This window comes from Nocardia sp. NPDC052566, assembly GCF_044547285.1.
Taxonomy (GTDB): Bacteria; Actinomycetota; Actinomycetes; order Mycobacteriales; family Mycobacteriaceae; genus Nocardia.
In genome coordinates this window covers 286,890-299,531 of record NZ_JBIUAF010000009.1, presented here as the reverse complement: position 1 = coordinate 299,531, position 12,642 = coordinate 286,890, and the positions used below count along the sequence as shown (strand labels likewise).

At 68.0% G+C, this 12,642-nt stretch carries 13 protein-coding genes and 1 pseudogene; 10 read left to right on the top strand and 4 right to left on the bottom strand.

Going from position 1 to position 12,642, the window contains the following annotated elements:
* Nucleotides 1-210: 210 nt before the first annotated feature.
* The gene (locus ACIG5A_RS42060) at nt 211-1,440 is read right to left on the bottom strand and encodes an alpha-hydroxy acid oxidase (protein ID WP_397250893.1); all 1,230 of its coding nucleotides are present in this window, start codon (nt 1,438-1,440) and stop codon (nt 211-213) included.
* The gene (locus ACIG5A_RS42055) at nt 1,437-2,207 is read right to left on the bottom strand and encodes an SDR family NAD(P)-dependent oxidoreductase (protein WP_397250891.1); all 771 of its coding nucleotides are present in this window, start codon (nt 2,205-2,207) and stop codon (nt 1,437-1,439) included. The genes ACIG5A_RS42060 and ACIG5A_RS42055 overlap by 4 nt, the downstream gene beginning before the upstream one ends.
* 189 nt (nt 2,208-2,396) lie before the next feature.
* On the opposite strand from ACIG5A_RS42055, the gene ACIG5A_RS42050 reads away from it, so the two are divergent.
* The 7 genes and pseudogenes from ACIG5A_RS42050 (at nt 2,397) to ACIG5A_RS42020 (ending at nt 8,908) form a co-directional block, all read left to right on the top strand.
* Nucleotides 2,397-3,767, top strand: coding sequence for an L-fuconate dehydratase (locus ACIG5A_RS42050; protein ID WP_397250889.1), 1,371 nt, complete (start codon nt 2,397-2,399; stop codon nt 3,765-3,767).
* Nucleotides 3,764-4,849 (top strand): sugar ABC transporter substrate-binding protein, encoded by a 1,086-nt coding sequence (locus ACIG5A_RS42045; RefSeq protein ID WP_397250887.1) that lies wholly within the window; start codon nt 3,764-3,766, stop codon nt 4,847-4,849. Before ACIG5A_RS42050 ends, ACIG5A_RS42045 begins: the two co-directional genes overlap by 4 nt.
* The gene (locus ACIG5A_RS42040; RefSeq protein ID WP_397250885.1) at nt 4,849-6,360 is read left to right on the top strand and encodes a sugar ABC transporter ATP-binding protein; all 1,512 of its coding nucleotides are present in this window, start codon (nt 4,849-4,851) and stop codon (nt 6,358-6,360) included. The genes ACIG5A_RS42045 and ACIG5A_RS42040 overlap by 1 nt, the downstream gene beginning before the upstream one ends.
* Complete coding sequence (locus ACIG5A_RS42035; protein WP_397250883.1) at nt 6,357-7,457, top strand: ABC transporter permease; 1,101 nt, start codon at nt 6,357-6,359, stop codon at nt 7,455-7,457. The genes ACIG5A_RS42040 and ACIG5A_RS42035 overlap by 4 nt, the downstream gene beginning before the upstream one ends.
* Nucleotide 7,458: 1 nt before the next feature.
* Entirely contained in the window at nt 7,459-7,785 is a 327-nt protein-coding gene (locus ACIG5A_RS42030; RefSeq protein WP_397250881.1) for an L-rhamnose mutarotase, read from the top strand.
* 93 nt (nt 7,786-7,878) lie between these two features.
* A pseudogene (locus ACIG5A_RS42025) lies at nt 7,879-8,331 on the top strand (aldo/keto reductase); the annotation flags it as partial.
* A 58-nt stretch (nt 8,332-8,389) separates the two neighbouring features.
* Complete coding sequence (locus tag ACIG5A_RS42020) at nt 8,390-8,908, top strand: aldo/keto reductase (RefSeq protein WP_397250879.1); 519 nt, start codon at nt 8,390-8,392, stop codon at nt 8,906-8,908.
* A 20-nt stretch (nt 8,909-8,928) separates the two neighbouring features.
* Here ACIG5A_RS42020 and ACIG5A_RS42015 read toward each other — a convergent pair whose 3' ends face one another.
* Nucleotides 8,929-9,597: a FadR/GntR family transcriptional regulator gene (locus ACIG5A_RS42015; RefSeq protein ID WP_397250877.1), complete on the bottom strand. Its 669-nt coding sequence runs from the start codon at nt 9,595-9,597 to the stop codon at nt 8,929-8,931.
* Nucleotides 9,598-9,635: 38 nt separating this feature from the next.
* Here ACIG5A_RS42015 and ACIG5A_RS42010 point away from each other — a divergent pair, with 38 nt between their 5' ends.
* The 3 genes from ACIG5A_RS42010 to ACIG5A_RS42000 all read left to right on the top strand — a co-directional run bounded on the left by ACIG5A_RS42010 (nt 9,636) and on the right by ACIG5A_RS42000 (nt 12,164).
* Nucleotides 9,636-10,520, top strand: coding sequence for an amidohydrolase family protein (locus ACIG5A_RS42010; RefSeq protein WP_397250875.1), 885 nt, complete (start codon nt 9,636-9,638; stop codon nt 10,518-10,520).
* A complete protein-coding gene (locus ACIG5A_RS42005) occupies nt 10,517-11,365 on the top strand; it encodes a fumarylacetoacetate hydrolase family protein (RefSeq protein WP_397250873.1) in 849 nt (282 codons plus the stop codon). The genes ACIG5A_RS42010 and ACIG5A_RS42005 overlap by 4 nt, the downstream gene beginning before the upstream one ends.
* A gap of 88 nt (nt 11,366-11,453) precedes the next feature.
* Entirely contained in the window at nt 11,454-12,164 is a 711-nt protein-coding gene (locus ACIG5A_RS42000; RefSeq protein ID WP_397250871.1) for a hypothetical protein, read from the top strand.
* 94 nt (nt 12,165-12,258) lie between these two features.
* Here ACIG5A_RS42000 and ACIG5A_RS41995 read toward each other — a convergent pair whose 3' ends face one another.
* Entirely contained in the window at nt 12,259-12,618 is a 360-nt protein-coding gene (locus tag ACIG5A_RS41995; RefSeq protein ID WP_397250869.1) for a hypothetical protein, read from the bottom strand.
* Nucleotides 12,619-12,642 lie beyond the last annotated feature (24 nt).

Sequence of the window (12,642 nt, the reverse complement as noted above, 5' to 3'; positions counted from 1 at the left end):
ATCTGGAATATATCCGGGGCGCGGGGTGCTGATCGCCGCCGCAATGATGCCGTGGCATGAAACTCATTGCGCGAGAACGATTCATATATCGACCGGTCGGTACCCATGCATTTGCGTACCGAAGAATTGGTGTGTGCGGTATTCGCAATGCCGTCGATCGGAGGAATATTCGCACGGGACGCCGTCACCGAAAACAGGCGGGTAACCGCGCTACTCGAATGCGCGACGTTCGAGCAGCCGGACATGCCGCGGCTCGAGTTCCTCGATCGCGCCGACGCCGAGCAGTTTCATGGTGCGCACGATCTGGGTACGCAGGATCTCGATCGTCCGGTCCACCCCGGCCTCGCCGCCCGCCATCAGCCCGTAGAGGTAGGCCCGGCCGATCAGGGTGAATCGCGCGCCGAGCGCGACGGCCGCGACGATATCGGCGCCGTGCATGATCCCGGTGTCCAGGTGCACCTCCAGGTCGGACCCGACCTCACGCACCACCGACGGCAACAGATGCAGCGGCACCGGCGCGCGATCCAGTTGCCGCCCACCGTGATTGGACAGCACGATGCCGTCGACGCCGAGTTCGGCGAGCCGTTTCGCGTCCTCGACCGTCTGCACGCCCTTCACCAGCACCTTGCCCGGCCAGTTGGCGCGAATGAAGGCCAGATCGTCGAAGCCGACCGTCGGGTCGAACATCGCGTCGAGCAGTTCCGCGACCGTCCCCGACCAGCGGTCCATCGCGGCGAAGGCCAGCGGCTCGGTGGTCAGGAAGTCGAACCACCAGCGCGGTTTGCGCACGGCGTCGAGCGCGCCGGCGAGGGTGATCGACGGCGGCACCGTCATGCCGTTGCGCGCGTCGCGCAATCGATGGCCCGCCACCGGCACGTCGACGGTCACCACCAGGGTGTCGACGCCGGCCCGCGCGGCGCGCTCGACCAGCGCGAGCGAGCGGTCGCGGTCGGTCCACATGTAGAGCTGGAACCAGTTGCGCGCACCGGGCCCGGTGGCGGCGGCGAGTTCCTCGATGCCGGTGGTGCCGAGCGTGGACAGGGTGAACGGGATACCCGCGCGTTCAGCCGCGCGGGCGCCCGCCACTTCCCCCGCGGTGTGCATCATCCGGGTGAAGCCGGTGGGCGCGATACCGAAGGGCAGCGCGACGGTCTTGCCGAGGACCGTGGTGGTGGTATCGGTCTTCGCGACGTCACGCAGGATGGCGGGCCGGAACTCCAAGTCGGCGAACGCCTCCCGCGCCCGGTTCATGCTGATCTCATAGTCGGCGGCACCGTCGGTGTAGTCGAAGGCGACCCGCGGCGTGCGCTTGCGGGCCAGCTCGCGTAGATCCCAGATGGTTTGGGCGCGTTCGAGTCTGCGCAATGCGCCGCCGAACGGCCGCTCGAATTTCACCAGCGGCGCGAGCTCGCTCGGGCGCGGCAGCCTGCGCGCGGTCATCGGGTCACCCCGGCAGGTGCGCGCAGCCGCAGCGAATGCATGCCGCCGTCCACCTCGAGCATGGTCGCCGTGGTGGAACCGGCGGCCGGACCGGCGAGATACGCGACGGCGGCCGCCACCTCGGCCGCGGTGACCAGCCTGCCGTGTGGCTGACGGGCTTGCAGCGCAGCGAGTTCCGCGCTCGGATCATCGCTGGCCGCGAGCAGCCGCTGCACCCATGGGGTGTCGACGGTCCCGGGATTGACACAGTTCACGCGGATGCCTTCGCTCAGATGGTCGGCGGCCATCGCGCGGGTGAGCGCGAGCACCGCCCCTTTACTGGCACTGTAGATGGCCCGGTTCGGCAGTCCGGTCGTCGCGGCGATCGAGCAGATGTTGACAATGGCCGCGGCGGCCGAGTCGCACAACCACGGCAGCGCCGCGCGCGACACGCGGACCGCACCGAACACGTTGACCTCGAACACCTTCCGCCACTCGTCGTCGGCGTGGTCGGCGATGGTGCCCTGTGCGCCGATACCCGCGCAGTTGACGACGATATCGATACCGCCCAGTGCCTCGGCGGTCCGCGCCACCGCCGCGCGCACCGCGGCATCGTCGGCGACGTCGCAGCGCAGCGCGATGCCACGCGCCGGCGCCTCGGGCGGCTCGAGGTCGAGCACCGCCACCACGGCGCCCTGCGCGACGAAGGTCTCGGTGACGGCTTTGCCGATCCCGGACGCCCCGCCCGTGACGACCGCGGCCAGCCCGTCCAGCAGCTGCGACGACATGACGATCACCTTCCGATCCTGAGAAGATCCGATGTTTAACCCCGTCGACACTAACAGCTTCGCGGCATTGCGGTGCGAATAGTGCACTCCGGTACCAATTTTCACCAATTCCGCCGAACCACTTGCCCTGCAAGACATCCGATGTATAGTCGTGATCCGGATCACTCTCCCGAGATGAGGCCCCCTCCGATGCCACATATCACCGCGCTGGACACGCTCGACGTCCGGTTTCCGACGTCACGCGAGCTGGACGGCTCGGATGCGATGAACCCGGATCCCGACTACTCGGCCGCGTACGTCGTCCTGCGCACCGACGATCCGGACGGCCTGGCGGGCCATGGCTTCGCGTTCACCATCGGCCGCGGCAACGATGTGCAGCGCGCCGCCATCCAGTCTCTCGATCACCTGGTGGTCGGGCGGTCGGTCGCCGAGATCACCGGCGCTCTCGGCGACTTCGCCCGCACGCTCACCGATGATTCACAGCTGCGCTGGCTCGGCCCGGAGAAGGGCGTCGTGCACATGGCGGCCGGCGCGGTGATCAACGCCGCGTGGGATCTGGCCGCCAAGCGCGCCGGAAAGCCGGTGTGGCAGTTGGTCTCCGAGATGCCGCCCGAGCAGATCGTGGACCTGATCGACTTCCGCTATCTCACCGACGCGCTCACCAGGCAGGAGGCACTGGATATCCTGCGCGCCGCGGCGCCGGGACGCGCCGAACGCACCGAATACCTACTGACACAGGGATATCCGGCCTACACCACCTCCCCCGGCTGGCTCGGTTACTCCGACGACAAGCTGGCCAGGCTGGCGAGGCAGGCGGTCGCCGACGGCTTCGGCACCATCAAGATCAAGGTCGGCCGCGATGTCGACGAGGACGTGCGCCGGGTCCAGATCGCCAGGGCGGCAATCGGTCCCGATATCGGCCTGGCGGTGGACGCGAATCAGCGCTGGGATGTCGACGCGGCCGTCGACTGGATCTCCCGGCTCGCCCCGGCGGACCTGGCCTGGGTCGAGGAGCCGACCAGCCCGGACGACATCCTCGGGCACGCCGAGATCCGGCGCAGGGTGGCGCCGGTGCCGATCTCCACCGGCGAGCACGGGCAGAACCGGATCCTGTTCAAACAGCTCTTGCAGGCGGGTGCGGTCGACCTGCTGCAGATCGATGCGGCGCGGGTCGGCGGCGTCAACGAGAACCTGGCGATCCTGTTGCTCGCGGCCAAGTTCGGCGTGCCCGTGGTGCCGCACGCCGGTGGTGTCGGGCTGTGCGAACTGGTGCAGCACCTCGCGATGATCGACTACGTCGCGGTATCGGGGACCATGCGCGATCGGGCCATCGAATTCGTCGACCACCTGCACGAGCACTTCCGCGACCCGGTCCGCGTCCGCGACGGACGCTATCTACCCCCGCGCGCACCGGGTTTCAGCGCCGAGATGCTGCCCGCAACCCTCGCCGCCTATTCCTACCCTGCCGGAACCGCCTGGCACGCCGGCCTCACCGAGGACGGCACGACGAATTACCCACCGGCAGCGGATCTCTCGACTAAGGAGTACGAGATCTCATGAAAACCGCCAGGATCGCCGTGCTCGCGCTCGGCGCCGCGCTCGCCGTCACCGCGGGCGCCTGTTCCAGGGAATCCGTCGGCACCGGTACCCAGCCCGCCAGCGTGGGCAAGGGCGCCGAGAACGGCGTGCTGGTCGGGGCCGATCAGCCGCGCTCGGATTCCGACTTCTGGAGCGCCTACGCCGGATATCTGGGTCCGAAAGCCGCCGCGGCGGGGGTGAAATTGGAGAACACCTCCTCCGACAACGACGCCAACCGGCTCAAATCCAATATCGACACGCTGCTGTCCAAGAGCGTCAAGGCGATCATCATGGCGCCGCAGGACACCGCGGCGGTCAAACCGGCGATCGCCGCCGCGACCGCGAAGAGCGTGCCGGTGGTGAGCGTCGACACCAGGCCCGACAGCGGCGGCGCGTACATGGTCGTCCGCGCCGACAATCGCGCCTACGGCACCAAATCCTGTGTCTACCTGGGTGAAACGCTCAAGGGCGCGGGCAAGGTCGTGGAATTCCAGGGCGACCTCAGCTCGATCAACGGCCGCGACCGCTCCGAGGCGTTCGCCGAATGCATGAAGACCCGCTACCCCGGCATCAAGGTGATCGAGATCCCCACCGACTGGAAGGGCGATCGCGCCGCCTCCGGCCTGCAGGACAAGCTGCTCACCGACCCCGACATCAACGGCATCTACATGCAGGCGGGCGGCGTCTTCCTGCAGCCGACGCTGGCACTGCTCAAGCGCAGCGGCAAACTGGTGAAAGCCGGTGCGCCCGGCCATATCACGATCGTCTCCAACGACGGCATCAAGGCCGAGCTGGACGCCATCACCGCGGGCGATATCGACGCGACCGTCTCCCAGCCCGCCGACCTGTACGCGCAATACGCCGCGTTCTACGCGAAAGCCGCGACGGAGGGCCGCAAGTTCACGCCGGGACCGACCGACCACGGTTCGACCATCATCGAAACCGGCAGTGGACAGCTGGAGGATCAGCTGCCCGCACCCGTGGTCACCAAGGCGGGCGGCAAGGTCGGCGAACTCGATACGCTCGCCCCGACCGCGCCCGGCCTGTGGGGACACGGCGGCTGATGACGAATTCGACCGTCGACGACCAGTTTCCGATCGCCGAGGCGATCGCCGTCTCGAAGCGCTTCGGCCGCACCGTCGCACTGGACCGGGTCGAGCTGCGGGTCACCGCGGGCCGCACGCACGCGCTGGTCGGCCGCAACGGTGCGGGTAAATCGACGCTGGTGTCGATCCTGACCGGGCTCGCGGCGCCTGATGCGGGGCAGGTGCGATTCCATGGCGAACCGGCGCCCGCGCCCGCCGACCGGGACGACTGGCGGGCCAGGGTGGCGTGCGTCTACCAGAAGTCGACGATCATCCCCGAGCTGTCGGTGGCCGAGAATCTGTTCCTCGGCAGGCAGCGGCTCGACGGCCGGATCATCAACTGGCGCAGGCTCCGTGGCCGGGCGCGGGAACTGCTCGACACCTGGTCGGTGCCGGTGGCCGTGGACACCGTGGCCCGCGATCTCTCGGTCGAGCACCGTCAGCTGGTGGAGATCGCGCGTTCGCTGTCCCACGGTGCGCGATTCATCATCCTGGACGAGCCGACGGCGCAGCTGGACGGACCGGCCATCAAGCGGCTGTTCGCCCGGATCGGTGACCTGCAGGCGCAGGGGGTGACCTTTCTGTTCATCTCGCACCACCTCGACGAGACCTACGAAATATGCCGGGACATCACGGTTTTCCGGGATGCCAAGCATGTGCTGACCGCGCCCGCCGCCGAACTCGGCAAGCAGGACCTGATCGCCGCGATGACCGGTGACACAGCCGCGCTGGACACCTCGGGCCCTCGGGCCGCGCTGGACACCTCGGCCGCACCCGCGCTGGAAGTCGGCGAACTCACGCGGACAGGCGAATTCGCGGACATCGGGTTCGCGGTCCGGCCCGGCGAGATCGTCGGACTGGCCGGTGGCGGCAGCAGCGGGCGCACCGAGGTCGCCGAGACCATCGTCGGATTGCGCAGGGCGAGCGCCGGTTCCGTGGTCGTCGGGGGCACACCGTTGCGGCGCAGCGGTGTCGCCGCCGCGCTGCGGGCCGGTATCGGCTTCGTACCGCGCGACCGGCACGAGGAAGGACTGGTACCGCTGATGAGCGTGGCCGACAATGCCACGCTGACCGTGCCCCGTCGGCTCGGGCGGTTCGGCCTGCTGTCCCGGAATCGACGGACCATGCTGGTGGACAGGGCAATTCACGAGCTCGATATCAAGGCCGACGGACCCGACCAGGGCGTCGACGAGCTGTCCGGCGGCAATCAGCAGAAGGTGGTGTTCGCTCGCGCGCTCGCCACCGAGCCCTCGGTACTGGTCCTGATCACGCCGACGGCCGGTGTCGACGTCCGATCGAAAGACACACTGCGCGCGGTATTGCGCGCCGCCGCCGGGCGCGGCACCGCCGTACTCGTGGTGTCGGACGAACTCGACGATCTGCGCGACTGCGATCGCGTGCTGGTGCTGCGCCTCGGCGGACTCACGGCGGAATTCGAGAAGGGCTGGGACGACAGGGAACTCGTCGCTGCCATGGAAGGACTGTCATGACCGAGCGCAGCGGCGAAATCGGTGACACAGCCCGGACTTCGGGTATCACGGCCCAGACCGTCAGCGAGGAGGTCATGACAAGGACCGCCGAGCCCGCGACCGGCGTTCCCGCCGCGCGCGGCGGGGCGCGACCCGCGGTGCGCTGGGGCGCGCTGCGCGACTTCCTGCTCGTGCCACCGATTCTGCTGGTACTGGTGGTCGGGTATTTCATCAACCACAGCTTCGTCTCGCCGACCAACCTCACCAATGTGCTGACCACCATGAGCGGAATCTCGCTGCTGGTGCTCGCCGAAGTGCTCGTGCTGGTGGTCGGGCGGATGGATCTGTCGCTGGAATCGACCTTCGGGCTCGCGCCGGGCGTCGCGATCTGGGCGACCATGGGCACCGCCAAAGTCGGCGCGTTCACCTGGACTTCGCCGTGGATGGCCATCCCGATCGCACTGCTGGTCGGCTTGGCGGTCGGCGCGCTCAACGGCGTGCTGATCGTGCGGTTCGGGCTCAACGGATTCATCGTGACGCTGGCCATGCTGATCGCGCTGCGCGGGCTGCTCACCTTCCTCACCGAGGGCTTCACCCTCACCAAGATCCCCACATCCATCGACTGGCTGGGCAACACAAGGGTTTTCGGCATTCCGGTCGATGTGGTGGTGTGCCTGGTGCTGTTCGCCGCCGGCTATTTCGTGCTCACCTATACGACCGCGGGGCGGGCGCTGTACGCGGTGGGCGGTAACGAGGCCGCGGCACGGGCCGCCGGTATCCGCACCGACACCGTGGTGCTGACGGTGCTGATCGTCGCGGGGGCGCTTGCCGCGGTCGGCGGGCTGATCTACTCGGGACAGTTCGCCAGCGTGCAGGTCAGCCAGGGCGACGGGATGATCTTCCAGGTGTTCGCCGCCTGCGTGATCGGCGGCGTCGCGCTCAACGGCGGGCGCGGCTCGGTGCTCGGCGCGTTCTTCGGCGTGCTGATCCTCACCCTGATCCAGAAGCTGCTGTCCTACGGCGGCGTCAGCGCCGACTCACTGAAGTTCATCAACGGCGCGCTGATCCTGGTCGCCCTGGTGATCACCCGCATCGCCAGCGGCCGCAGACAGGAGTGACATGCGAATCGCCTTGCACACCAAGCTGAAACCGGGCGCGGAAGCCGACTACGAAGCCGCCCACCGCGCCGTACCCACCGAACTCGTCGCCGCCATCCGCCGCGCCGGCGCCACCTCGTGGACCATCTGGCGCAGCGGTACCGACCTCTTCCACGTCATCGACTGCACCGCCTACGACCGACTCCTCACCGAACTATCCACCCTCCCGGCCAATATCGCCTGGCAACACCGAATGGACGAATACCTTGCCACCGCCCACGACTATTCGGCCGACGGCTCATCGGCAACGCTGCCTGTCATGTGGGACCTGGAAACCGCGAGCGAGTGATGCGGTCATCCGAACCGCCACGGCGACGACACACCGACCACGCACCCGGATGCCACTGGGCGGTGCGCGAGAGCAGTGCGGTGCGGTGGGTGGATGAGCTGGCCGGGATTTCGACGTGGCGGGCTGGAAATGCGGGATGGGGCATGGCGATACGCGCGAACGCTGCCGCTGCAGGGTGGGCGTTGCGCGGCACAGCAGGTGCGGTCGATGCGTGATATGGCGGACATCGTTCTCGGTGGTGCCGGATATGCGGGGCTGTTCCGGGCGGTTGACGAGAATGATGCGCAGGCGACGCTGGCGGCGGCCTGGGATGCGGGGATTCGGGCGTTCGATACCGCGCCGCATTATGGGGCCGGGTCGAGCGAAGAGCGGCTCGGGCGGTTTCTGCGGGCTCGGTCGCGTCGGGACTACACGGTCTCGACCAAGGTGGGGCGGGTGCTGTATGACGATCCGGATGCCGGCGACGGGGTCGACGACTTCTACGGCACGCCGAAAAAGTCACGGCGGTGGGACTTTTCGGCGGCGGGGGTGCGGGAGTCGGTGGCGGGTTCGCTGAATCGGCTCGGGCTGGCGCGGGTCGACACGTTGCTGATTCACGATCCGGATGATCATCAGGGGCAAGCGCTGGACGAGGCCCGTGCCCGAACTGTTGCGGATGCGCGCCGAAGGTGTGTGCACGCGGATCGGGGTCGGAGTGAATCACGTCGACGTGGCGCTGCGTTTCGTGCGTGCGGCGCCGATCGACGAGGTGCTGATCGCCGGGCGGTACACCCTGCTCGATCGGCGTGCGGAGACCGAGCTGCTGCCCGAGTGCGCGCGTCGCGGGGTTCGGGTGCTGGCGGCCGGGGTGTTGAACAGTGGGATCCTGGCGGACCCGGAGGGGCAGGCGCTGTTCGACTATCGGCGGGCGTCCAGCGAGATCGTCGAACTGGCGCGGGCGATGGCACGGCTGTGTGCGAAATACGACGTGCCGTTGCGTGCGGCCGCGCTGCAGTTTCCGGGGAGGCGGCCGGTGTCGACCGTGATCGGCGCGGGCACCGCGGAGCAGGTCGCGGACACCGTCGCCATGTTGAACGTCCCTGTGCCGGAGGAGCTCTGGGACGAGTTGGATCGGTGCGTATGAGAGCGGACCGCGGTACCCGCTCAACCGGCCGCGCGCTGCAACCACTCCATCACCCCGGCGACGTGCGTGAGCGCGCGGGCGTGGGCCAGTTCCGGGTCGCGGGCGGCGATGGCGTCGCAGATGCCGCGGTGCTCGGCGACGGTGCGCTCGAAGGCGCCCTCCTCGGTGATGCCGCGCCAGATGCGGGCGCGGGTGGTCGGCATCGACAGCGAATCCAGCAGCGAGGCAAGCACTTTGTTGCCGGACGCGGCGGCGATGGCGGCGTGGAAGTTCAGGTCGAGCGCGACCAGGTCGGTGACCGAGTGTTGCGCCGGTTCGACCAGCGTGCGCAGGTGCGCGATCTCCTCGTCGGTCATCTGCCCGGCCGCGAGCGCGGTCGCCGCCGGTTCCAGGATGCGGCGCACACCGAGTATGTCGAGCACCGAATCGTCCTGGTGGAATTCGAGCAGGAAGCTCATCGCGTCGAGCAGCGAATTCGGTTCCAGGCTGGCCACATACGTACCGTCGCCCTGCCGCACATCCAGGATGCGGACCAGCGAGAGCGCGCGCACCGCCTCGCGCAGCGAATTGCGCGATACGCCGAGCTCCGCGGCCAGATCCGCCTCGCGCGGCAACCGCGAGCCGGGCTTCAGATCGCCGGAGACGATCATCGCCTTGATCTTCGCTATCGCATCGTCGGTAACCGACACCTGTTTCCTTCTGTCGAGGATGTGACGCTATGCCTCCGATGACTGTAGACGCTCACGTTCACGTGTGGGCCGTCGACGGTGGAAAGTTCCGCGTCGAATACGATTGGCTGACAAATACATCGGATGTCTTATTCCGAACATACACCCTGGACGACGCCGAGCCGGAATTCGCCGAGCACGGCGTCGGCGGCGTCGTGCTGGTGCAGGCCGCCGATTCGCTCGCCGAGAACCACGCACTGCTCGCCGCCGCTGCCGCCACACCGCGCCCGGCCGCGGTGGTCGGCTGGCTACCGCTGCACCGGCCGGACCTGGTCGCCGCCGAACTGCCGTCGCTGCGCGCACATCCGGCGTTCGCCGGCGTGCGGCATATGATCCACCGCGATCCCGACCCGAAATGGCTACTGCGGCCTGAGGTTTCCGACGGCCTGGGCCAACTCGCCGATGCCGGGCTGGTTTTCGACGCGGTGGCCGAGCGGCCGGAGCTGCTCGCCCAGGTGCCCGCGATCGCCCACGCGCATCCCGGGCTCACGATCGTGCTCGACCACCTGGGCAAACCGCCGATCGCCACGCGGCAATGGCAGCCGTGGGCCGATCTGCTCACCGCCGCGGCGGCCGAACCCAATGTCGTGGCCAAGATTTCCGGGCTCGCCACCGCCTCGTCTCCTGGCTTCACCGCCGCGGACTGGCAACCGTACGTGGATCACGCACTGGCGGTGTTCGGCCCGAATCGTCTGATGGTCGGCGGGGATTGGCCGTTCACGCTGACCGCCGCGTCCTATCGCACGGTGTGGCACACCACGCTGGACACCTTGGCGCACTTGACCGTCGAGGATCGCGACCAGATTCTCTCGACGGTGCCACGGCGGGTCTATCGACTGCCGGGCGCCGCATCCACTACTCGAACCGAAGGAGAATATGCATGAAGTTCCAGCGCATCGGCGAGCACGGGGCTGAGCGACCGATCGTCGTCGACGGCGAAATCGCCTACGATCTGGCCCCGCTCACCGGTGATATCGACGGCGACTTCCTCGCCTCCGGCGGCATCGAGGCGACCGCGCTCGCGCTGGCACGGAAACGCCTGTCCCCCATCACCATCGAGGGGCTGCGCGTCGGCGCTCCCATCGCTCGCCCGCAGGCCGTGTGGTGTGTCGGCCTGAATTACGCGGCGCACGCGAAAGAATCGGGTGCGCCGCTGCCGGACGCGCCCGTCCTCTTCTTCAAGACGCCCAATACCGTGATCGGTCCATTCGACGATGTGCTGATTCCGCGCGGGTCCGCCAAGACCGACTGGGAGGTCGAGCTCGCCGTGGTCATCGGCCGCCGCGCCCGCTACCTCGACTCCGTCGACGAGGCGATGGATCATATTGCCGGATATACGATCTCGAACGATGTCTCGGAGCGGGCCTTTCAGCTGGAGCAGTCGGGCGGCCAGTGGTCCAAGGGCAAATGCTGCGAAACCTTCAACCCGCTCGGGCCCGCGCTGGTACCCCGCGACGAGCTGGATCCGGGCAATCTGCGACTGCGCTCGTTCGTCAACGGTGAATCGCGCCAGGACTCCAGCACCGCCGACCTGATCTTCGATGTCGCCTACGTGGTCTGGCATCTGTCGCAGTACGCGGTGCTCGAACCCGGCGACGTCGTCAACACCGGTACCCCTGAGGGCGTCGCCCTTTCCGGCCGATTCCCCTATCTGCGGGCGGGCGATGTCGTCGAACTCGAGATCGAAGGAATCGGCAGCATCCGCCAAACCTGCCGAAACGCTGGGTAGCCAGGGGAATTGGCGCTCTTGGCGACCGGGTTCCGATATGCCAACCTTGAGACGGGGGCACACGGGGGGCACGCGGAAGGGCAGTCGGATGCTCGAGATGTTCACCCAGAACGTCGGCATCATCGGCCAGGACCTGCTGGCGATGGGCCACAGCGCAATACATTTCGTCGAATCCCTGATCGGCGCCAACCTCCCGAGATCAGGGTCCGCGGCCGCCCCCTACCCCTGCACCGGCGGCGGCTGCGCGACCTACACTCTCACCACCGGCCTCGACCTCCCCTTCGCAGGCACCGGCAGCGCATCACAGTTCCCGCATATCGGCGGCGCGCAGTACCCGGATGTCGGCAGCGGCTACACCGCACAATTCCCGAACGTCGGTAGCGCCGCACAATTCCCGAACGTAGGCGGCGGCCACGGCGCCCAGTATCCGAACGTCGGCAGCGGCCACGGCGCGCAATTCCCCAACGTCGGCAGCGCCGCCCAGTATCCAGACGTCGGCAGTAGCCATGGCGCACAATTCCCAGATGTCGGCAGCGGCCACGGCGCACAGTTCCCGAACGTCGGTAGCGGCGCACAATTCCCAGACGTCGGCAGCGGCCACGGCGCACAGTTCCCCAATGTCGGCGGCGGCGCACAGTTCCCAGACGTCGGCAGCGGCCACGGCGCGCAATTTCCGAACGTCGGGAGCGGCGCTCAATATCCCGATGTCGGTGGTGGCCACGGCGGGCAGTACCCGAACGTCGGTGGCGGCAGCCAATATCCGGACGCGGGCACCGGCGGCGGGCAGTTCCCGTTCTAGGGCGGTGGCAGGATGCCAGCACTTGCCCCGTCAGTGAGAGAGGCATCGACCGACGCGCCAAGTCCGGATCCTATGACGAGTCAGTGGATTCGGGCTAGGCGCGATACTCGATCGTGTACCGGCCTGGCAACCCTGCCGGGATGGGACCCCACGTCTCGTCACGCTTCCCGACATAGGTACTGCGCCAGTCACCGGTCCACAGCAGTGTGTTGTCGGCACCGACCACCACCGCACGTGCCTCTTGACCCAATTCGGAACTGAATATCTCATCGTGGTAGCTGACGTACATGCCGTCGGCCTGCTCCGTGACGGTCACGCCTCGAGCACCTTCCGGCGCAAAGCCACCGCTCCCCGGCGATTCCGCAACAGCAGCACCCGCGGTCAGCACCAGCGCCGCGATCAGCGCTCCGAGGACCAGGAATAGTCGAAGTGTCCGTGGCGCCAACGCGTTCATGCTGATCTCCCTATGCGGTCGGAA